The sequence below is a fragment of the Thioalkalivibrio sp. ALgr3 genome (assembly GCF_000377325.1).
GTDB lineage: Bacteria > Pseudomonadota > Gammaproteobacteria > Ectothiorhodospirales > Ectothiorhodospiraceae > Thioalkalivibrio.
This window is the reverse complement of record NZ_KB897980.1, coordinates 118,872-138,598: the sequence shown is the minus strand read 5'-3', so window position 1 is coordinate 138,598 and position 19,727 is coordinate 118,872. Positions and strand designations below refer to the sequence as shown.

At 70.6% G+C, this 19,727-nt stretch carries 17 protein-coding genes; 4 read left to right on the top strand and 13 right to left on the bottom strand.

Annotated features, from left to right (window positions below; translation table 11 throughout):
* Positions 1 to 8: 8 nt before the first annotated feature.
* The 4 genes from C998_RS0107635 to C998_RS0107620 all read right to left on the bottom strand — a co-directional run bounded on the left by C998_RS0107635 (position 9) and on the right by C998_RS0107620 (position 6,034).
* Positions 9 to 1,898 (bottom strand): putative nucleotidyltransferase substrate binding domain-containing protein, encoded by a 1,890-nt coding sequence (locus C998_RS0107635; RefSeq protein WP_018870272.1) that lies wholly within the window; start codon positions 1,896 to 1,898, stop codon positions 9 to 11.
* 183 nt (positions 1,899 to 2,081) lie between these two features.
* A complete protein-coding gene (locus tag C998_RS0107630; protein ID WP_018870271.1) occupies positions 2,082 to 3,851 on the bottom strand; it encodes a sodium:solute symporter family protein in 1,770 nt (589 codons plus the stop codon).
* A 7-nt stretch (positions 3,852 to 3,858) separates the two neighbouring features.
* Positions 3,859 to 4,119 (bottom strand): DUF4212 domain-containing protein, encoded by a 261-nt coding sequence (locus tag C998_RS0107625; RefSeq protein WP_018870270.1) that lies wholly within the window; start codon positions 4,117 to 4,119, stop codon positions 3,859 to 3,861.
* Between the two features lie 40 nt (positions 4,120 to 4,159).
* Positions 4,160 to 6,034, bottom strand: coding sequence for a DUF294 nucleotidyltransferase-like domain-containing protein (locus C998_RS0107620; protein ID WP_018870269.1), 1,875 nt, complete (start codon positions 6,032 to 6,034; stop codon positions 4,160 to 4,162).
* A 234-nt stretch (positions 6,035 to 6,268) separates the two neighbouring features.
* Between C998_RS0107620 and C998_RS0107615 the strand changes: the two genes are divergently transcribed.
* The 3 genes from C998_RS0107615 to dacB all read left to right on the top strand — a co-directional run bounded on the left by C998_RS0107615 (position 6,269) and on the right by dacB (position 11,010).
* Positions 6,269 to 6,844 carry an RNA ligase partner protein gene (locus C998_RS0107615; RefSeq protein ID WP_018870268.1) on the top strand — a complete coding sequence of 192 codons (576 nt, stop codon included), beginning with the start codon at positions 6,269 to 6,271 and terminating at the stop codon, positions 6,842 to 6,844.
* Positions 6,845 to 7,024: 180 nt separating this feature from the next.
* On the top strand, positions 7,025 to 9,460 hold the full coding sequence (locus C998_RS0107610) for an EAL domain-containing protein (RefSeq protein WP_018870267.1): 2,436 nt from the start codon (positions 7,025 to 7,027) through the stop codon (positions 9,458 to 9,460).
* A gap of 104 nt (positions 9,461 to 9,564) precedes the next feature.
* Entirely contained in the window at positions 9,565 to 11,010 is a 1,446-nt protein-coding gene (dacB, locus tag C998_RS0107605) for a D-alanyl-D-alanine carboxypeptidase/D-alanyl-D-alanine-endopeptidase (RefSeq protein ID WP_018870266.1), read from the top strand.
* A gap of 22 nt (positions 11,011 to 11,032) precedes the next feature.
* Here dacB and C998_RS0107600 read toward each other — a convergent pair whose 3' ends face one another.
* Both C998_RS0107600 and C998_RS0107595 read right to left on the bottom strand, forming a co-directional pair.
* Positions 11,033 to 11,686, bottom strand: coding sequence for a DUF2459 domain-containing protein (locus C998_RS0107600; protein ID WP_018870265.1), 654 nt, complete (start codon positions 11,684 to 11,686; stop codon positions 11,033 to 11,035).
* Between the two features lie 19 nt (positions 11,687 to 11,705).
* Positions 11,706 to 12,257, bottom strand: a complete 552-nt coding sequence (locus tag C998_RS0107595; RefSeq protein WP_018870264.1) for a hypothetical protein — start codon at positions 12,255 to 12,257, stop codon at positions 11,706 to 11,708.
* Between the two features lie 153 nt (positions 12,258 to 12,410).
* Between C998_RS0107595 and C998_RS0107590 the strand changes: the two genes are divergently transcribed.
* The gene (locus tag C998_RS0107590) at positions 12,411 to 12,905 is read left to right on the top strand and encodes a YhcB family protein (protein WP_018870263.1); all 495 of its coding nucleotides are present in this window, start codon (positions 12,411 to 12,413) and stop codon (positions 12,903 to 12,905) included.
* Positions 12,906 to 12,939: 34 nt separating this feature from the next.
* On the opposite strand, the gene C998_RS0107585 is transcribed toward C998_RS0107590, so the two are convergent.
* The 7 genes from C998_RS0107585 to C998_RS0107555 form a co-directional block, all read right to left on the bottom strand.
* Positions 12,940 to 13,335, bottom strand: a complete 396-nt coding sequence (locus C998_RS0107585; protein ID WP_018870262.1) for a hypothetical protein — start codon at positions 13,333 to 13,335, stop codon at positions 12,940 to 12,942.
* Between the two features lie 61 nt (positions 13,336 to 13,396).
* A complete protein-coding gene (locus C998_RS0107580; RefSeq protein WP_018870261.1) occupies positions 13,397 to 14,152 on the bottom strand; it encodes a glycosyltransferase family 2 protein in 756 nt (251 codons plus the stop codon).
* Positions 14,153 to 14,171: 19 nt separating this feature from the next.
* The gene (gene fabG, locus C998_RS0107575; RefSeq protein ID WP_018870260.1) at positions 14,172 to 14,894 is read right to left on the bottom strand and encodes a 3-oxoacyl-ACP reductase FabG; all 723 of its coding nucleotides are present in this window, start codon (positions 14,892 to 14,894) and stop codon (positions 14,172 to 14,174) included.
* Positions 14,891 to 15,331, bottom strand: coding sequence for a hypothetical protein (locus C998_RS0107570; RefSeq protein ID WP_018870259.1), 441 nt, complete (start codon positions 15,329 to 15,331; stop codon positions 14,891 to 14,893). Before C998_RS0107570 ends, fabG begins: the two co-directional genes overlap by 4 nt.
* Positions 15,328 to 16,116 (bottom strand): beta-ketoacyl synthase chain length factor, encoded by a 789-nt coding sequence (locus C998_RS0107565; RefSeq protein WP_038081825.1) that lies wholly within the window; start codon positions 16,114 to 16,116, stop codon positions 15,328 to 15,330. Before C998_RS0107565 ends, C998_RS0107570 begins: the two co-directional genes overlap by 4 nt.
* Entirely contained in the window at positions 16,113 to 17,303 is a 1,191-nt protein-coding gene (locus C998_RS0107560) for a beta-ketoacyl-ACP synthase (protein ID WP_018870257.1), read from the bottom strand. The genes C998_RS0107565 and C998_RS0107560 overlap by 4 nt, the downstream gene beginning before the upstream one ends.
* The gene (locus tag C998_RS0107555; RefSeq protein ID WP_018870256.1) at positions 17,300 to 19,723 is read right to left on the bottom strand and encodes an MMPL family transporter; all 2,424 of its coding nucleotides are present in this window, start codon (positions 19,721 to 19,723) and stop codon (positions 17,300 to 17,302) included. The genes C998_RS0107560 and C998_RS0107555 overlap by 4 nt, the downstream gene beginning before the upstream one ends.
* Between the last annotated feature and the right edge of the window lie 4 nt (positions 19,724 to 19,727).

The following is a 19,727-nucleotide window of genomic DNA, read 5'->3' as shown; positions in this document are numbered from 1 at the left end:
GGCGTTGCTCATGCCTGCCCCTCGCCCCCCAGCGCCGCCCGGGCGGCCTGCGCCACGCTCACGAAGGCGGCCTTCAGTCGGCTGCGTTCCAGCCCCGTGAGCGTGGTCGGATCGACGTGGTTGTCCGCGGACTGGCCGGCGGCGATCCGGCCCGCCTGGTGGCGCGCCCGCACGCCGGCGATGAAGCGGAAGGCCTCCTCCAGCTCGCGCGCCGTGTCGTCCGTGAGGATCCCGGCGTGGGCACTGGCGCGCAGCCGCTCGGGGGTGCTGCGGGCATCGGCCCGGGCGCGCAGGGCACACACCCGGGCCAGCGCCACGATCGGCAGCAGGCCGCGGCGCTTGAGGTCGAGGGCCGGGCTGTGTTCGCCGTCGTGTTCGAGCACGAAACGGCGGAAGAACCCCAGCGGCGGCCGCAGCTCGCGCGCCTGCAGGGCCATCGCGGTGTGGATGCTCTCGTGCCGGTAACCGAGCTCCAGCGCCTGCTGGCGCAGGGGCGTGAACAGGCTGTGGCTGCCGTGGATGACCCGCAGGTCGAGATAGTGCGCGGCCAGCCGGGCGTCCTGCGCGTCCGGCCGGGTGAACACGCGCTCGAAGGCCGTGTGCCAGTCGCGCGCCGGGCCGCGCCAGGCGGCGTGGGTGGGATCGACCCCGCCGGGGCAGCGCCGGATGCCGCAGGCGTCCAGTCCGTCGGTCACCTCGCGGGCGAGGGCGGCGAACCATTCATCCGCATCCTCCGGGGCATCGTCCGTCCACACCAGCGCGGTGTCCTGGTCGGTGTGCGCCAGCTGTTCGTGGCGGCCCTGGCTGCCGCTGGCCAGCCACGCCCAGGTGGCCGGCGCGGGGCCCAGGCGCTCCTCGGCCAGTTCCAGCAGGCGCCGGGTCAGGGTGTCGATCACCAGGGTCAGCACCTGAGCGCAGCGCAGGGCATCCACCCCGGCCTCGCTCAACTGTTGCTGCAGCCGCGGCAGGGCCTGCATCCGCAGGCTCAGCTCGGCGGGCGAGCCCGCGCGGCGCAGGTCGCGGATCAGGTGGATCGCGCTGGTCCCCTGGTGGCGGATCAGGTCGGTGCCGGAGAGGATCCCGGCCAGGCGCTCGCCGTCGGGTTCCACCACCGGCAGGTGATGGATGTCGCGGCGCGCCATCTCCAGCAGGGCCTCGAACGCCGGGGTGTCGCCGGTGACGGTGACCAGTTCGCGCGTCATCCGCTCGCGTACCGGGGTGTCGGGCGGGACGTCCTCCGCGAGGACGTGACGCAGGTCGGTGTCCGTGAGCATGCCGGCCGGACGGCCGGGGGCTTCCCCGTCCTGCAGGAGCAGCGCGGAGACATCCGCTCCGGTCATGCGGCGGGCGGCCTCGCGCAGCGAGATGCCGGCATCCGCCTGCAGGACCTGGGGGCTCATCAGCGAGGCCACCGGGGTGGTCAGCAGGGTGGTGCGGCCGTCGGCGGTGCCGAGGTTATCCCGGTCGCCCATGTCGCCAGGGTCGTCGTTGTCCGGCGCGGACAGTCCGCCGGGGGCGCGCAGGAAGTCGCCCAGGGCAGGGTGGTGGAGGGCGAGGTCCTCGGCCCGCGCCTGCGGCAGGTGATACACCAGTGCGTCCTCGGTCACCCGGGCGTGACCGCCGGGGCCGGTGGCCGCGCACTCGCCACCGGCCACGCGGGCCACGTCGCCCTCGCCGAGACGGTCGCACAGGGTGTCGCCGGCGTCGAACAGCTCGATCGCCCCGGTGTGCACGATCCACAGGCCGTCGCCGTTTTCGGCGGGCGGAAACGCCGCGCCGTGGCGCAGGTAGCGCAGGGTCAGGCGCCGCACCATGGCGGCGCGGGCCGGGGCGGGCAGTTCCGCGAGATCCGGTGCCTGATCGAGGAATTCGCGGATCTCGTCGAGTTCGGCGGTCATCGCGCTGCTCCGTGGTGGACGGGGGAGGTTGCGAGGATCGTCCGCAAGCCCATGTGGATGGACTTGCGGACGATCCCCTTGCGGGGATCGCCGCGGGCCCGGCCGGGGTGGCCGGACCCGCGACTGCCCCGGGATCATCCAGCGATGATCCCGGGGGCAGTTCCGGGCGCACCCGGGAGTGGATCAGTCGGCGCGCGGCACGCGCACGCTTTCCACCAGGTCCTGGATGTCCTTCGGCGGCGGAGCGGTCATCTTCATCACGATGAAGGCGGTGATGAAGTTCAGGGCCGCACCGATGGGACCGAAGCTGGAGGGGTTGATCCCGAAGATCCAGCCCTCCGGCGTGTCCGGCAGCATGGCGGTCTCGGGGAAGAAGAACCAGCCCTTGTACATGAAGATGTACAGCAGGGTGCTCACCAGACCCACCAGCATGCCGGTGATCGCGCCTTCGCGGTTCATCTTCTTCATGAAGATGCCCATCATCAGGGTCGGGAACAGCGACGCGGCCGCGAGTCCGAAGGCCAGTGCCACCACCTCGGCCGCGAAGCCCGGTGGATTGAGCCCGAGATAGCCGGCGAACAGGATGGCCACGGCCATCGCTATGCGTCCGGCCAGCAGCTCGCGCTTCTCGCTGATCTTGGGCGTGAAGACCCCTTTCAGAAGGTCATGCGAGATGGCCGACGAGATCGCCAGCAGCAACCCGGCCGCGGTGGACAGCGCCGCCGCGATCCCCCCGGCCGCCACCAGGGCGATGACCCAGCCCGGCAGGCCGGCGATCTCGGGGTTGGCCAGCACCATGATGTCGCGGTCCAGCTCGACGATCTCGCTGCCTTCCCAGCCGTATTCCTCTTCGGCCATGGCGGCGAATTCTTCGTTTTCGTCGTTGTAGTACTGGATCACGCCGTCGTCGTTCTTGTCCTCGAATTCCAGCAGGCCGGTCTGTTCCCAGCGATCCATCCAGGCTGGCTTGTCCTCATAGGCCAGGTGACCTTCCTCGGTGCCGATCTCGCCCGGATGCACGGTGTTGACCAGGTTCCAGATGGCCATCGCACCCACCGCCGGCGCGGTGGTGTAGAGGATGCCGATGAAGACCAGCGCCCAGCCGGCCGACTTGCGGGCATCCCGCACGCGCGGGACGGTGAAGAAGCGGATGATGACGTGCGGCAGGCCCGCGGTACCGATCATCAGCGCCAGGGTCAGCAGGAACATGTTGAGCATGCTCATGCCGCCTTCGGTGGCGGTGTACTGGGTGAAGCCCAGCTCCACCATGGTGTTGTCCAGCGCTTCCAGCAGGTAGGTGTCGGAGCCCTGCAGGGTCGAGCCCAGGCCCAGTTGCGGCAGCGGGTTGCCGGTCAGGGTGATGGCAATGAAGATCGCCGGCACCGTGTAGGCGAAGATCATGATCACGTACTGGGCGATCTGGGTGTAGGTGATGCCCTTCATCCCGCCGAGTACGGCGTAGATGAACACCACCGCCATCCCGGCGACCAGGCCCACTTCCAGCTGCACCTCGAGGATGTTGGAGAAGGCGATCCCCACGCCGCGCATCTGCCCGATCACGTAGGTGATGGACATGGCCAGCAGCGAGATCACGGCCACCACGCGGGCTGGCTTGGAGTAGAACCGGTCGCCGATGAATTCCGGCACCGTGAACTTGCCGAACTTGCGCAGATAGGGGGCCAGCAGCAGGGCCATCAGCACGTAGCCGCCGGTCCAGCCCATCAGATAGGCGCCCCCGGTGAAGCCGAGGAAGGCGATCAGGCCGGCCATGGAGATGAAGCTGGCCGCGGACATCCAGTCGGCCGCCGTGGCCATGCCGTTGGCGACCGGGTGGACGCCCTTGCCCGCCACGTAGAATTCGCTGGTCGAGCCGGCGCGGGCCCAGATCGCGATCCCGATGTAGATCGCGAAGGTGATGCCGACCACGATCAGGCTGAGAGTCTGTTGATCCATGGCCGGATTACTCCTCGTCGACGTTGAACTTGCGGTCCAGCACGTTCATGCGCCAGGCATAAACGAAGATCAGGACGATGAAGGTGTAGATCGAGCCCTGCTGGGCGAACCAGAAGCCCAGCGGATACCCGCCCAGGTGGATGTTGTTCAGTGGCGCGGCGAGCAGGATGCCGAGCACGAACGACACGAAGAACCAGATGCCGAGGCAGATCGCCAGAAGGCGGAGATTCGCCTTCCAGTACGCCTCGCGACTGAGGTCTTGCGACATGGTGTTGCTCCTCTTTTCGTAGGTATTGGCTGTGGTGGCCTCACAGCTGGTACTGCACCGCAAGCTGCCCCTGCAGCTTGCGGGCCTGGCGGAAGGATTCCTTGAGCACCCGTCCCTCCAGGGCGCCCAGTTCTTCCGGCCGGATGCGGCTGTCGTCCTCGCGGCCCTCGCGCAGGGCCTTCTGCTGCGCGCGCAGGCGCAGCATCTGCAGATAGCGCAGGGCCGCGTGATAGTCGGCGGCATCGCCGGGGCGCATGGCCTCGGCGCTGACCGCCTGATCCATGCGCTCGTGGCTGCCGGTAGCCGGCAGCTCGGCGGCCAGTGCGATCACCCGCGCGCCGTCGACGAACGGGGTCAGGCCCTGTTTCTTCACGTCGATCCCCTCGGCCCCGGCGCGGATCTCGCCGAACAGGCCCAGCGGCGGCCGGAAGGCCTGCTGGTTGGCCGCCATCTGCCGCCGAAAGCGCGAGTTGTAGGCGGTCTTCTGCAGCAGGAAGGTGCGCAGCGCCTCCACCGGCGAGGCGTCGCCGTCCACCGCGCGCAGGTCGAAGAAGATGGTGCTCTTGAGCAGGTGTTCCGGGGTGCCCTGTTCGATCCAGCGGGTGAAACGGGCCTCCCATTCCGGACCGCTGAGGCAGCACTCCGGATTGCCGGCCATGATGTTGCCGGGACACAGGGTGAAACCGCATTCGGCCAGCGCCCGGTTGACGGCCTGCGCCCAGGGCAGCAGGCGCGCGCGGATCGCGTCCTCGTCGCCCGGCTCGGCATCGAACAGGATGCCGTTGTCCTGGTCGGTGATCAGCGCCTGCTCCTCGCGCGCCTGCGAGCCGAACGCCAGCCAGGTGAAATCGATGCCCTCGATGTCGTACTGCGGGCGCAGCAGGGCCAGCACCCGGCGGGTCGCGTGTTCGTTCAGGCGAGTGATCAGGCGCAGGACCTGGTCCGCCTCGGCGCCCTGGGTGATCACCGCCTCCACCAGCCGCGGGACCTGGCGCAGGCGCCCGGCGATCTCGTCGACCGCGGTCGCCTGGCGGATCTCGCGCACCAGCCCGTCGAGGGTCAGCGGCTGGCGGGTGAGCAGGTCGCGTTCGCCCAGCACCCCGGTCAGGCGGCCGTCGCGGACCACGCACAGGTGGGTCATCCCGTGCTCGGTCATCGCCTCGATGCCCTCGAAGCCCGGGGCGTTCTCCTCCAGCGCGACCGGGTCCGCGGTCATCACCGCGCGCACCGGCGTATCCAGCCCGACCCCTTCCAGCGCCACGCGGTTGAGCAGGTCGTGCAGGGTGAAGATGCCCACCGGTGCATGTTCGGCATTCACCGCGACGATCGAGCCCACGCGCTGGTCGCGCATGGTGCTCAGGGCCTCGCGCAGCGAGGTCTCCGGGGTGCAGGTGACCGGTTCGCGCGCCAGGCGCAGTGCCAGCGGGGTGTTCAGCTGGCCGCCGCCGGCCGCGTCATGACTGGCGAGGCTGTCGAGGCCCTGATGCAGGCGGTCCAGCAGGTTGGCCAGACGCCGCGTGCAAAAGTCGTTGAATACCCGCGAGCGGGCCCGCAGGCGGTCGAAATCCTCCAGGCTCAGTTCCAGGCACAGGGTGTCCTCCGCCGCGCGATGCACGGTATGCACCGCGCGGCGGCCGAGCAGGGCCCCGATCGGGAAGCATTCGCCGGGGATCAGCTCCCAGGCGTTCCCGGAGAGCTGTTCGTCCTCGCTCGGGCTCTCCCCGCGGATGCGTCCCTGACGGATGATGTGGAAGCGCTGCGCCGGGCCCGCTTCCGGGTCGGTGATGCGCGCCCCCTGTTCGTAGAAGCGCGTCTGCAGACGCGGCAACAGGAATTCCAGCGCCTCGGCCTCGAGCTGGTCGAAGGGCGCGTGGGCGCTGAGGAACTCGCGGGTGCTGTCGAGGGCGTCGGACATCGTGTCGGCTGCGGGAATCGGCGTCCCGCGCCCGATGCAAGTCGCGGGCCAGTGATTCCGGTCCCGTAAAAACAGTGGCTTGTGAAGCAGAAGGGGGTTGCGGGTGTTACGCCACGTAACACCCGTCGTTACGCCGCGTAACGGCCCGTAACGGCCCGGCGTAACACCCCGGTTGACCCCCTCGCGGGGGGTATCGATGATGGGAGCCCGTCCCACAGCCACCGGAAGGTCCCCATGCGCCGCTTCGTGCTGGACACCAGCGTCTTCACCAACCCGCACGTCTCGGCGCAGTTCGGCGAGACCCCCGAGGCGGTCCTGCAGCAGTTTCTCCGGCTCGCGCGCGACTGCAGCGCGGAGTTCTACATGCCGCTGTCGGTCTACGAGGAATTCCGCACCATGCGCGACCTCGAGCCGCTGGCCGCGGATTTCGAGACCGTGGTCTGGGTGCGCTCGCCGCGCCGCTTCGCATTGACCCTGCCCAGCGACATCCTCTACGAGTTCATCGACGAGGTTCGTACCCGGATCGACCGCGGCCTGCGCATCGCCGAGGAGCATACCCGCGAGGCCGGGGCGGCCGAGTCCCTGCGCCCGGAGCTGATCACCCAGCTGCGCGAGCGTTTTCGCGAGGCGATGCGCAAGGGCCTGGTGGACTCGCGCGAGGACGTGGACGCGGTGCTGCTGGCAATGGAGCTGGATGCCGAACTGGCGACCGCCGACCAGGGCATGCGCAAGCTGGGCAACCGCATGGGCATCAAGCTGGTCACCGCCGAATACCTCGCCGGGGTGATGGAGAACCTGGCCGGTCACTGACATCCCGCCCCGCCGGCCCCCTGCATGCCCCGTGGCGGGGCGGGGCCTGCCCCGTGAAGGGGCAATGGTTGTCGACCGCCCCGCCGTGGCCGCGGCGTATCGGGAATCGGGTCCGGGCAGGGCACTGGTCCGGGAATTGCTGGGACCCCGGGTCGCAACCCTCAAGACCCGGAACAATACATGCTGGTGGTACGTATTCAGGGCGGTCGTGCGCCGCGTGACTGGACCCGCTGGGGGCATCCCCTGTCCCCCGAGAGCCCGCAGATCTGGTGTTTCCCGCTGCCGGATCGGATGGACCTGGCCGACCTGGTCGAGGCGATCGTGCTGGAGACCCCGGAGGAGCGGCTGGAGGACTGTCTGGGGCTGTGGTCCACCGGGGATCCGGCCGCCGGTCTGTCGCTGGCCTCGCTGGACCAGCTCGAACCGCTGGCGGTGATGCATGCGCGTCTGCACGAGCCGTGGATCCTCGGCCCGCTGGCCGGCGTGGTCGAGTCCCATTTCCAGCCCATCGTGGATCTCGCCCGCCAGGGCGAGGTGTACGGCTACGAGATGCTGTGCCGGGCGCGCCATCCCGAACGCGGTCTGCTGGGCGGGGCCGAGACCTTCGCCCTGGCGCGCCGGGCCCGTTGCCTGGATGACCTGGAACAGGCCTGTCAGATCCGTGCCCTGGCGCGCAAGGCCGAGATGCTGCCGGCGGGCACGCCGATATTCATCAATGCCCTGCCGCAGTCCCTGCTGGGGACCGATCTGCACCGGCATCCGTCGCTGTCCTGCCTGCGGCGGCTGGGCGTGGCGCCGGAAGACGTGGTGATCGAGATCGTGGAGAGCGATCACGTCGAGGACATCGACGCGATGTCGGCGGCCTGCGATACCCTGCGCGGGCTGGGGTTCCGCATCGCCCTGGACGATCTCGGTACCGGCTATAACGGCCTCGCCCTGCTGGCCAGCCTGCGCCCGGATTTCATCAAGCTGGACCGCGGGCTGGTGCACGAGGCGCACGGGTCCCGGGTGCGCTCGGTGATGCTGGAGACCCTGATCGCGATGGCCCGTCGGCTCGGTTGCGCCACCGTGGCCGAGGGTCTGGAGAGCGAACGCGATCTCGAGCTGTGCCGTGATCTGGGGGTGCATTTCGCGCAGGGCTTCCTGATCGGGCACCCGGCGTCGGTGCCGGTGGAGCCGGCCCCGCTGCCACCGCGTCCGGAGGCCGGCAACCCCGCCGGAGAGGCGGGCGAGATGCGGCTGATGGACTACGTGACCCGGGTGCCGACCCTGCCGATCGAGGCGGATCGCGCGCGGGTGCGCGAGATGTTCCGCTGCCACGGCGACATGGGCCATCTGCTGGTGGTGGGCGAGGGGCGGCCGCTGGGCTTCATCGCCCGCGACCGCTTCCTGCGCGAACCGCCGTCGCGCGACCATGCCGGCATCGGTCGCCTGGTGCGTCCGCTGTGCAACGTGCTGCGCGGGCACGTGCCGGTGCGCCAGATCCTGTGGCGGCTGTTCCATTGCCGCGAGGTGCACGACCCGTGGGTAGTGGTGGACGATCACGGCCAGCTGACCGGGGTGATCCAGCCGTGGCAGCTGCTGGAGCAAGCCCTGAAGCAGGGGACCGACGAGGGCAGCCATCCGCTGACCGGGCTGTCCACCGGGCCGGCACTGCGGGGCCTGCTGGAAAAGCGGCGCCTGGCCGGGCAGCCTCAGGCGCTGCTGTACATCGACCTCGACAACTTCAAGGCCTTTAACGATCGCTACGGCTTCGTGCGCGGCGACGCGATGATCAAACTTCTGGCAGAGTGCTTGCGCGCGGCGTTCGGCGATCACGGCGAATGCGACCTCGGCCATATCGGGGGCGACGACTTCATGGTGGCGGGACCGGCCGCCGCGGAGGTATGGCTCAACCGGCTGCACGAACTGGCGCTCAGCTTCGATCAGCTGTGCGGCCATCTCTACGACCGCCAGGACCTCGAACGCGGGTTCTTCACCGGCGACGACGGTTCGTGCTTCCCGGTGGCGAATCTGTCCGCGGTGGTCGTCCTGCCCGCCCCCGATGCGGGCATGGACAGCGTGGCGCTGTCGGAACGGGCCGCTGCGCTGAAAAAGGAGGCCAAGTGCCACTCGGGCTCCGTGATCGTGCTGGACGGTGACCCGCCGCGCTGCCTGCCGGTGGAGCCGGTGCGCGACGGCGACGATGATTCCTGGCAGGAACAGGCGGTGGCGGCCCTGGAACGGGTTGCCCGCGGTCCGCGCGGGCAGGGCGGGCATGATCTCGACGCGTGGTTTCGCGAGCATCCCTATTTCGAACTGGTCTACGAGCTGGATGGTCAGGGGCACCAGCGCTACGCCAACTGGGTCAATCCGGAGATGCGCGGGCGCATCCAGACCGGCGGCATGGGGGTCGACCGCTCCACCCGGACGTACTTCCACGAAACCGTGGGCCGCGGCCAGCCGTTTGTCTCCGACATCTATCTGTCCTCGGCGTCCGAGGATTTCTGTGTGACCCTGGCGATCCCGCTGCCCGATGCCGCCGGGGCGCTGGTGGGCGACATCAATCTGGCCGGGTTGCTGGCCCTGCGCAGCCGTACGCGGATCGCCGGCGCTCGCGCGCCGGCGCTCGTCTGAATCCCGCGTCCCGGCGGGCCGGGCATCGGGCATGCCCGCCGTCGGGAGGCTTGCCAGCGCGCGCGTGGCGGCGAATACTGGGGATCCCGATTTCCCTGAGAGTGATGGCCGCGTCGATGAACCATCCAGTCCGTGTGCTGTGGGGCGCGTTGTGCCTGCTGCTGATGTCCTCCGTCCCGGCCGCAGCCGAATTCGAACGCCTGCCCGGGGCGCTCAAGGCCGCGATCGAGGAGCAGGGGCTGTCGCCCCGCTCGGTGGGCCTGTGGGTGGAGCGCGCCGGAGACGACCAGGTGCTCGCCCAGTTGAATGCCGATCGTCTCTTCAACCCGGCCTCCACGCTCAAGCTGGCGACCTCACTGGCGGCGCTGGATCAGCTGGGGCCGGACTACACCTGGAAGACCGAGCTGTGGGCCGTCGGCGAGCTGCGCGACGGGGTGCTGGACGGCGACCTGGTGGTACGCGGCACTGGCGACCCCGGCATGGTCAACGAGGAGCACTGGCGCATGCTCGGGCAGCTGCGTCAGGCCGGCGTGGAACGCATCGCCGGCGACGTGATCCTGGACGCCTCGCATTTCGACGCGGGGCCGCAGGACCCGGCCGCGTTCAACGGGCAGCCGCTGCGGGCCTATAACCAGGGCGTGTACGCCCTGCACGTGAACTCCAACGCCCAGCGCATCCGCGTGCGGCCCGGGCGCAACGGCGAGACCGTCCGGGTCAGCCTGGATCCCCCGCTGCCGGACGTGGAGATCGACAACCGGCTGCGCCCCGGGCGCGGGCGGTGCGGCGATTTTCAGCGCGGGATCGAGATCGATGCCGACCGCGCCAACGGTCGCCTGACGCTGACCGGCGAGTATCCCGTGCATTGCGGGGAATACGAGTTGCTGCGTTCGGTGACCGAGCCCGAACGCAATCACGCCGGGCTGTTCCGTCTGCACTGGTCGCAATGGGGCGGGGAGCTGGACGGCGAGATCCGTCCGGGGCGCATGACGCCCCTGCAGCAGGAGCCCCTGGTGACGCATCGCTCGCGGCCGCTGGCGGACCTGATCCGGGTCTCCAACAAGTGGAGCTCCAACGTGATGACCCGGCATCTGATGCTGACCCTGGGTGCCGAGCGTCACGGGGCTCCGGCGACCATGGATCATTCGCGCCAGGCGCTGATGGAAGCCCTGCGCGAGCTGGGCGTGAACCCCGGCGGCATGCGGGTGGACAATGGCTCCGGCCTGTCGCGCGACGCGCGCATGTCGCCGTACCAGCTGGGGCAGATTCTCCGGGCCGGATGGGAGCATCCGCTGCGGCCCGAGTTCCAGTCCTCGCTGGCTCTGGCCGGGATCGACGGCACCCTGCGCAACCGCTTCAACAACGGCGCCGAACGCGGCCACATGCATCTGAAGACCGGACACCTGCGCGAGGTCTCCGCGGTGGCCGGCTACGTGCGTACAAAGAGCGGGGATGACGTTCGCGTGGTTCTGCTGGTGAACGATCCGCGCGCCCATATCGGGCCGGGACGCAGCCTGCAGGAGGCCGTACTCGGCTGGGTACGCGCGCTGTAACCGGTACGCCCGGGGCGCCCGGTCAGCAGTCCGGTGCGCCGTCGTCTTCCGTGGCGTTCCCCGGGGGCACCGGACACACCTGCCAGCGCGACAGGATCGGTGGCCGTGATACCCGAACCTCCAGTTCGGCCAGCCACAACGCGATCATGCGGTTGGAGTTGTGGCGCAGGCTGTACCGGGTCGGGTGCTCGACGAAGGCCATGTCCCAAACCGCCATTTCGCGGCGGTCGTCCTGGCCGCGTCGCCACAGCGCTTCCAGATCCTCCCGCAGGGCGGCGGTCTCGTCGGCATCCACCGTGAGGGTGTGCACCTCGCGTACCGGGACTCGCAGGTCGCGTCGGAGGGCGGCCTGCGGGGCCTCGCCGGTCAGGACCTGGCGTCCCAGCGCGGCCCGGGTCGGCCAGGCCAGTGCGGCCAGCGCGCTGAAGGGCCCGGTACGGCGTTCCGCATAGAACCGCCAGTCCCCGTAGGAATAACGCAGCCAGTGCCGGCCGTCGGCGTCCGGCAGCAGCAGACTGCTGTGTCGTCCATGGTCGATGATCAGCACCTGCGTCGCGGGTTCCGGATCGGGAGGCGGCTGCACCTGTACCGGTGCGCAGCCGGCGAACGCCACGACCAGCAGGACCAGGAAAACGGTCCGGGGGACGCGGAGGTACGGGACAGCGGGCCGGGGCATCGATGGCTCGCGGTTTCCGTCAGTGACGTTCCAGCTTGCCCAGTTCGCTCAGGATGGACTGCACCAGGTTCTCGCCCTGCGGACCCATGCCCTGACACAGCACCTCAGGATCGCGTTCGCCATCCACCAGGCGCTTGGTGATGCCGCCCAGACGCGCCATGTCGCCGCCCGCGCGGGTCATCTGTTCGGCCATCTGCGACAGCCAGTGCAGCGACTGCGGATCGCCGCGGGATGCTCCGTGGATCATCTGCGCCAGCCCCGGCGCGGCCTGCGCGGCATCGGCGGTCTGGTTCGGATCCGGCAGTGTGGCCGGGTCCTGCAGGCCGGTGAGAATGGATGAAAGAATGGCGCTGTCTTCCTCGTCCAGACCGTTCAAAAGAGACGGGTCGCGCTGGCCGTCCAGCACCTGACGGATGCGGGCGACCAGGTCCGTCCAGCCGCCCTGGATCGCCTGTTCCAGGACGGGCTCCAGCTCCTGCCGGCTCTGCGGGTTCTGGCAGGCCTGCACCACCAGATGGATCAGCGTGGCATGGGCCTGCCGGATCTGCTGCGCGCGCGGCGAATCCTGCATCGTGGGAATCCTTGCTTTCCGGGGGTTTGTGCGAGGGTAGCATGTGCGTTCGCACGGAGCGTGGGGCACAATGGCCCCGGGACGCTCCGGGGAAAGGCCCGGGGCTCCGGAAGCAACGCCGGCGGCACGCCGGAGCGAAAAAAGGTGACAGCGGTGGAAGAACAGACGGCAGTCGGGCTGTGGGTGGCCCTCGGCATCCTGGCGATCGTGGTGGCGGCGCTGGTCGGCTTCTGGGTCGGCCGGGTGACCAGCGACGAACGCAAGCTGATCCGTCAGCTGGAAGAAGAGCTGGATCAGCGCATGCAGGAGCTCACGCGCTACCGCTCGCAGGTAAACGATCATTTCGACCGTACGGCCACGCTGTTCGCCAGCATGGCGGGCACCTACCGTGACCTCTATCACCATCTGGCGCAGAGCGCCGAGGAGCTGGCCGACAAGCCCACCCGCGAACGCCTGGAGGATCGGGCGGGCAAGATGCTGGCGAATACCCACCAGCGCGATTTCGATCCCGGCCAGGGCGGCGGCGAATCTTCGGAGTCGGGCGACCGGGGCCCGCAGGAGTCGGGACGCCTGTCCGATGCCTCCGATCCCGAAGAGGCCGGGCAGCGCGAGCGCCGGTCCGATCCGGAACGCCCGCGCCCCGATTGAGCCGCTCCCGGTCCCGACCCGTGCGGATCCCGGGCTACCGGCGCGAGAGCTCGGCCCGGATCTGGTTGTCCAGGTTCTCGATCCAGCGGTTGTAGTTCGGGTGGATCTCGCCGTTGGTGTGGTTGAGGTTCGTGCTGTCCTTGTAGTCGATGCGGTATTGGCCGGCGGAATACGGGATCTCCACCACGGCCGTGTGATCGCGCACGCGGATTGCCCCTTCCATCACGCCCGGTTCGACCTCCTCCATGCGCCAGCCGAGCCGGGCGCCCGCATCGCGAATGGCCTGCGACATCACTTCGGCATCGGGACGCTCGCCCTGCGCATTGGTGATGGTGGTGTCGCTGACGTTATGCACCGGGGCGGTGCCGCGGCAGCCGACCACCAGGAACAGGCTGGTGACGACGACGATGAGCAGGGTCTTGTAGTGCATGGTGCGGTTCCCTCCAGTTCTCCGGTGTGCGACGCAACGACACCCGAGTGTAGAGTTCCGGTCAGCTGTTTTCCACGGTCGGCGCCACCTCCGGCCGGCGCAGCGAGCGCCACAGCCCGAGCGGGCGCATTCCGCGACGCAGCAGGTGACCGGCGACCATGAAGATGATGCGCAGGGTGTCGGCCGCCGGCCGGAAATGGCTGGGGCGGCGATCCTCGGGATAGATGCAGCGTACCGGCACCAGACGTGCCGGAAAGCCGTTCCGTTCGGCCGCGATCAGCGCCTCGCTCTCGAACACGAACGAACGGCCGCGCCCGTGGGGGATGCGCATCTGCCGCAGCAGGTCGGCGGGGTACAGGCGAAAGCCCGATTGCGAATCGCGTAGCGGCTGCGCCGAAGCCCAGCCGATCCAGAAATCCGCGACCCGGTTGCCGAACAGGCGCAGTGGCGGTGTGCGTTCGCGCTCCTTGAGCCGGGCGCCGAGGATCAGGTGTCGGGGTTGTTCCCGCCACGCGGCGATCAGCGCCGGGATTTCCGTGGCGTCGTGCTGGCCGTCGCCGTCCAGGGTGACCACCGCGTCGGCGCCTGCGGACACCGCCTGCTGCATCCCGGCCCACAGGGCACCGGCCTTGCCGCGATTGGGTTCCAGGCGCAGGACCTCGGCATGGGTGGCCGCCAGGGTGGCGGTGTCGTCGGCGGAACCGTCGTCCACCACCAGTACCCGGTCGACCTGCGCCCGCGCGGCGGCGGCCACCGCCTCGATGGTCGCGGCCTCGTTGTGGGCCGGGATCACGGCGAAGACGACGGGGTCGTTCATGGTTGCGGGGTCCGGGGCATCAGGCCAGGGCGCCGTTGATGCCGATGACCTGCCCGGAGACGTAGCCGGCGGCCTCGGAGGCGAGATAGCCCACCAGCCCGGCGACCTCGGCGGGCTCGCCGGCACGGCGCATGGGCACCATGCGGCGGATGGTGTCGGCATCGAATGCGGATTCGCTCATCGGGCTCTCGATGATCCCGGGCGCGACCGCGTTGGCGGTGATGCCGCGACTCGCGACTTCCTGAGCCAGCGACTTGATCGCCCCGTGCAGGCCGGCCTTGGCCGCGGCGTAGTTGGCCTGGCCGTGGTTCCCGGTGACGCCGGCCACCGAGGTGACGGCGATGACCCGGCCCCAGCGGGTGGTGATCATCGGCAGCAGCGCCGGCTGCATCACGTTGTAGAAGCCGTGCAGCGAGACCTCCAGTGGCCGGCGCCACTGTTCCGGCGTCATGCCCGCCAGCGGGGCATCGTCGTGGACCCCGGCGTTGTGCACGAGGATCTGGAACGGGCCGCGGGCGATTTCGGCCTCCAGTGCCGCGCGGGTGGCGTCGGCATCGGTGATGTCGAAGCCCAGAACGTCGGCCCGGCCGCCGTCGGCGCGGATTTCTTCGGCGATGCTCGATGCGGCCGCGGTGTTGCGGTTGGCATGGACGAAGACCTCGCAGCCGGTGGCGGCGAGATCCCGGGCGATGGCCGCGCCGATGGCGCCGCTGCCGCCGGTGACGAGTGCGCGTCGCGTCATGGGGTTTCTCCGGGTTCCAGGATGACCGTGGCGCGGGCCGCCAGCAGCGGTTCGCCGGCGGCTTCCACGGCGAGATCGTAGATCGAGCTGCGGACGTCGGACATCACCCGCTCGGCGTGGATGTCCAGTGCGGTTTCGATGGTGTCCAGGCGCCGCGCGTGGATGCGCAGGTCGCGCACCGCGGCCAGATAGCCGGCCCGCGGCGCCGCGGCGTCCGTCGCGCCCAGGCTGCCGTGCACGGCCATCGCCTGGGCGCCGTATTCCAGTGCCGCCAGGGCGTGCAGGCCGGGTTCGCCGCGCAGCGGGTTGTCCGGATCACGGTGCGAGCGGGCGCGACAGTGGATGCGGTCGGCATCGTGGGCCACGACCTCGTCGAGCAGGCTCATCGCGCCGGCATGCGGCAGGCGCTCGCGGATGGCGGCGGCGTCCAGAATCATGGCGTGGCTTCCTCCACGTGCAGCCCGAGTACCCGCCCGGCGGGGGCTTCCAGGACCACTGCGTCGTGGTGGGCGCCGGCCAGACGTTCCAGCAGGGGCAGGGCCCGGGCCGCGGGATTGGTGGCGCGCAGGGCTTCCAGCGCCGGCGCCCGGCACGGGGTCTCGGGACCGTTCCCCCCGGGGTCCAGGCGCAGCTGCCACTGCGCGCCCGCGACCGGTCCCAGGCGCAGGCCAAAGGCAAAATTCTCGGTGACCGGGCGGACCTCGCGGAACAGCTCCATGGACGGGACGTCGTAGCAGACCAGCAGGACCTCGCCGCCTTCGGACAGCTGCAGGGTGACCGCCTCCAGCAGCCCGGCGGCCACCGTACCGGTAAAGCCGGACAGGGCGGTGGCCGGTGCCGGGTTGCGGGTGGCAATGGACCAGTTGCCGGCCGCGGCGTTGTGCACCGAGTTGTGAAACTGCATGGGCGAGACCGCCGGGTCCGGGTGGGTCAGCGCCTCGCAGATGCGGTCGATGATGTCCATGTCGCCGCTGGAGGAGGCGAACACGCTGCGCATCGACGTGCGGTCGCCGCCCTCGCTGGCCTCCTCGGCCGCATGCAGGGCCAGGCGGATGGTCTGCGTGGTACGCCGACGCTCGTTGGCGGGCAGCAGGCTGGTGGGCGGGATCTGCACCGGTGCGTACAGGTGCTCCTCGCGCCCGGCGAGGATCTCGCGTGCCGACGGGAAATTCGCCAGCCCGGGCCCGATCAGCCCGACTGCGTGGATGCCGACGGGATTCAGCACGGGGCCTCCAGCAGCAGTGAGCAGTTGTTGCCCCCGAAACCGAAGGCGTTGAGCAGCACCCGGCGCACCGGGCGTTCTTCGCTGGCCGCGCGCGCATCCAGGTCCAGCTCGGGGTCCGGGTCGGTCAGTCCAGCAGTGCCGGGCACGAAGCCGCCGCCCAGACTGGCCAGGGCCTGGGCCACGCCCACCGCCCCGGCCGCGCCCAGGGTGTGGCCGGTGAGGCCCTTGGTGCCGGCGCAGCGTGCCCGCGGGCCCAGGACATCGGCCAGCGCACGCGCCTCCGAGCGGTCGTTGGCGGGGGTGGCGGTGGCATGCATCAGCACGTAGTCCAGTTCGCGTCCTTCGCGCCCGGCGCGCTGCAGGGTCTCGCGCATGGCCCGCGCAGCGCCCGCACCCTCGGGGTGGGGCGCGGACATGTGATGGGCGTCGCTGGACTCGCCGTGGCCGGTCAGGCGCGGGGCGTCCGCCGGGCCATCCTCCGCGCGTTCCAGCAGGAAGAAGCCCGCCGCCTCGCCGATGGAGATCCCGCGCCGCTGCCGGTCCAGCGGGGTGCAGGGCTCGGGCGCCACCAGCTGCAGGGCGTTGAAGCCGTACAGGGTCATCCCGCACAGCGAGTCAACCCCGCCGACGATGGCCGCGTCGCAGACCCCCGCCCGCAGATGACGCCAGGCATCGGCGAACACCTTGGCGCTGGAGGAGCAGGCGGTGGAGACCACCATGGCCGGCCCGCTCAGACCCAGGCGCGTGGCCACGTAGTCCGCCAGCGAATACATGTTCTGGGTGTGGCGGTAGTCGTAGTCGGGGGGCAGGGCGCCGGTCTCAGGATCGCGCCGGCGATAGGCCTCCTCGGTGGCCGCGATCCCCGAGGTGCTGGTGCCCAGCAGCACCGCGACCCGGTCGGCGCCGTGGCGCCGCACCGCGCTGGCGACCGCGTCGAGGAAGCCGTCCTGCTGCAGGGCGAGTTCGGCCAGGCGGTTGTTGCGGCAGTCGAACGGCGCCAGCTCGCCCTCCAGCGGGTGATCTTCCAGGCCCTGGACGCGGCCGATGAAGGTCTCCAGATCCACGTCGGGCAGGTCGCAGCGCCGCAGGCCACTGCGGCCCGCGCGCAGCGCGGCCGCGCCCGCGGCGTTGCCGGTGCCGGCGGCGCTGGTCTGGGTGTGGGCGGTAATGGCCAGGGCATTCATGGAGACGGTTTGATCCTCGAGCGCAACAACCCCGGCCCGGGGCCGGGGGCCTCGAGCGTCGGGGGCGGGTTCACGGGACGGGCCAGCAACAGGGCCGCCACGTAGGAAAATACCACGCCCAGGGCCACGGTGAGACCCAGGGCGCGCAGCACCGGCAGGCTGGACAGGGCCAGCAGGGCGAACACCAGACCGGTGGACAGGGCGCACAGGGTCACCGAACGGCGGGTGCGCCGGGCCTCGTCCGGCTCCATGGCGCCCGGGCGGCCCAGGAATACCGCGTAGTCCAGCCCCAGCCCGATCACCAGCATCAATGCGATCAGGTGGAACAGGGTCAGCTCGATCCCGAGCAGCAGCAGACTGGCGGTGGTCAGCAGCAGACCGGCGGCGACCGCGGTCACGATGCGCAGGCTGCGCCCGGGATCGCGCGTCAGCAGCCACAGCAGGGCGGTGACCGCCAGCGCGGCCAGGGCCAGGCGGGTCAGGGCCGCCGTGCGAAAATCCGCGACCATGGCCTCGGTGGTGGCGCGCAGGTCGACCAGTTCGACCTGGGTACCGGCGGCCGCACCATGGCGGTCGATATGCCCGCTGACGGTGTCGGCGTCGCTCAGCCCGCGCAGCAGCACCTGTCCGATCCAGGCCCGTTCATGTCCCGCCGCCGAATGTTCGCCCGGGGCCAGCAGCAGCGGTTCCAGCGCCTGGCGCAGCGGCCCGTCGGGCAGGCTGTCAGGGGTCACCGGGTCCATCTCGCGACTGCGTTCCACGTCATCGAGAAACGGCGTGAAGGCCTCGGCCTGAAAGCCGTGGTTCCGCACCGCCCGTTCCACGTGTTCGGCCAGGGTGTCGCGCTCGGGCAGGGCTGCCTGGCGTTCGCGCTGGGTCGCGGTATCCGGGAGGATCTGCGCGGGATGGTCGAAACCGGTGATTGCCCCCGCGTCGCGCAGCGCCTCCAGCGGTTCGTCCAGCGCGTGCGCGGCCTGCAGCACGGCGTCGGCGGATTCCCCCCGGATCAGCACCAGATGGCGCACGTCCGGCAGCCCCAGCGCGTCGCGCAGTTCGCGGTCCAGGGCGATGGCCTCCTCGGGGACCGGATTGAGCGCGGTGAGCTGGTCGTTCCACGGGAAGGGGTCGCGGCTCAGCAGCACGGCCAGCGCCGCGATCACCGCCACCAGCAGCAGCCCGAGGCCCGCTCGCTGTCCGCGCGGCCGCAGCGAGGGCAGGGGCAGCCGCGGTTCCGGCAGGCCCCGTTCGCGTGCGCCGCGTGGCAGCAGCGCCGGCAGGACCCAGCGGGTGACCGCGGCGGCGACCAGGATGCCGGTCAGCACGAACAGGCCCAGCTGGGCCATGCCGGGGAACGAGGTCGCGGCCATCAGCGCGTAGACCAGCGCGGTGGAGCCGGCGCCCAGCACCAGCGCCGGCCACAGTTCCCCGGCGACCCGTGCGGCAGCCCGGCGGCCGGCGTGTGCGAACAGATGCAGGGGGTAGTCCAGTGCGACCCCCAGCACGGTGATGCCGAAGGCCAGCGCGATCCCGTGCAGATGGCCGAAGACCAGCGTGACCACGGCCGCGCCGGCGAGGATCCCGCTGCCCAGCGGGATCGCCGCCAGCCACACCGGATGGGGGTGGCGGAAAACCACCAGCAGCAGCACCGCCAGCGCCAGCGAGGCGGCCAGGCTGAAGGCGGTGACCTCGGCGCGGATGCGCTCGCGCGATTCCACCGCGATCGCGGGCGGCCCGGCCTGCAGCAGGCGCAGGTCGGCGTCCTCCAGGGCCGCGAATTCCTGTTCGACGCGCTGCAGCAGCCCGGTCTGCTCCTCCAGGCCTTCGGCCGCCGGCGCGATGCGCACGACCAGCAGGGCCCGCTCGCCGGCCGGGTCGGTCCATACGCCGTGTTCGCCGCGGGTCGCGTCGCCGAACGGGTCGCGCAGGCGCTCCCCCAGTTCCAGCAGTTCGCCGGTGGGGTCGCGCGGGATCAGCTCGAGCGGCATCGCCGGCACCGCGCTGGAGAGGTCGTCGCGACGCTCGGCGAACGCGGTGTCCAGATGTTCCCGGGAAAAGCGCTCGGGCGTGACCGCCGGGCTCAGCAGATAGCGCAGGTCGAGGATCGCCTCCAGCGCCTCGGGGTCGAAATCGCCGCGTCCGTTGTGGATGCCGGCGACCGCCGGGTCCCCGCGCAGGGCCTCGGCGAGTCGGTCGGAGGCCGCGGCGCGCCGTGCGGCATCGCCGCCCTCGATGGCCAGCAGCAGCTGGCGGGCTCCCGGTCCGCCGTCGACGTCCAGCGGCAGTCCGGCCTCGGCGCCGGGGTCGGGCATGAAGCGTCCGAGATCGGTGGCCATCTCGCCGCGCAGGGCCAGGACCAGGGCCGCGATCAGCAGACCGGCCAGCCACAGCGTGACCGCGGCACGCGAGGGGAGGGACGACATGCGT

Excerpts from the sequence above, each read along its gene's own strand:
- C998_RS0107635 (WP_018870272.1), bottom strand. The coding sequence starts at position 1,898 with ATGACCGCCGAACTCGACGAGATCCGCGAATTCCTCGATCAGGCACCG.
- C998_RS0107630 (WP_018870271.1), bottom strand. The coding sequence starts at position 3,851 with ATGGATCAACAGACTCTCAGCCTGATCGTGGTCGGCATCACCTTCGCG.
- C998_RS0107625 (WP_018870270.1), bottom strand. The coding sequence starts at position 4,119 with ATGTCGCAAGACCTCAGTCGCGAGGCGTACTGGAAGGCGAATCTCCGC.
- C998_RS0107620 (WP_018870269.1), bottom strand. The coding sequence starts at position 6,034 with ATGTCCGACGCCCTCGACAGCACCCGCGAGTTCCTCAGCGCCCACGCG.
- C998_RS0107615 (WP_018870268.1), top strand. The coding sequence starts at position 6,269 with ATGCGCCGCTTCGTGCTGGACACCAGCGTCTTCACCAACCCGCACGTC.
- C998_RS0107610 (WP_018870267.1), top strand. The coding sequence starts at position 7,025 with ATGCTGGTGGTACGTATTCAGGGCGGTCGTGCGCCGCGTGACTGGACC.
- dacB (WP_018870266.1), top strand. The coding sequence starts at position 9,565 with ATGGCCGCGTCGATGAACCATCCAGTCCGTGTGCTGTGGGGCGCGTTG.
- C998_RS0107600 (WP_018870265.1), bottom strand. The coding sequence starts at position 11,686 with ATGCCCCGGCCCGCTGTCCCGTACCTCCGCGTCCCCCGGACCGTTTTC.
- C998_RS0107595 (WP_018870264.1), bottom strand. The coding sequence starts at position 12,257 with ATGCAGGATTCGCCGCGCGCGCAGCAGATCCGGCAGGCCCATGCCACG.
- C998_RS0107585 (WP_018870262.1), bottom strand. The coding sequence starts at position 13,335 with ATGCACTACAAGACCCTGCTCATCGTCGTCGTCACCAGCCTGTTCCTG.
- C998_RS0107580 (WP_018870261.1), bottom strand. The coding sequence starts at position 14,152 with ATGAACGACCCCGTCGTCTTCGCCGTGATCCCGGCCCACAACGAGGCC.
- fabG (WP_018870260.1), bottom strand. The coding sequence starts at position 14,894 with ATGACGCGACGCGCACTCGTCACCGGCGGCAGCGGCGCCATCGGCGCG.
- C998_RS0107570 (WP_018870259.1), bottom strand. The coding sequence starts at position 15,331 with ATGATTCTGGACGCCGCCGCCATCCGCGAGCGCCTGCCGCATGCCGGC.
- C998_RS0107560 (WP_018870257.1), bottom strand. The coding sequence starts at position 17,303 with ATGAATGCCCTGGCCATTACCGCCCACACCCAGACCAGCGCCGCCGGC.
- C998_RS0107555 (WP_018870256.1), bottom strand. The coding sequence starts at position 19,723 with ATGTCGTCCCTCCCCTCGCGTGCCGCGGTCACGCTGTGGCTGGCCGGT.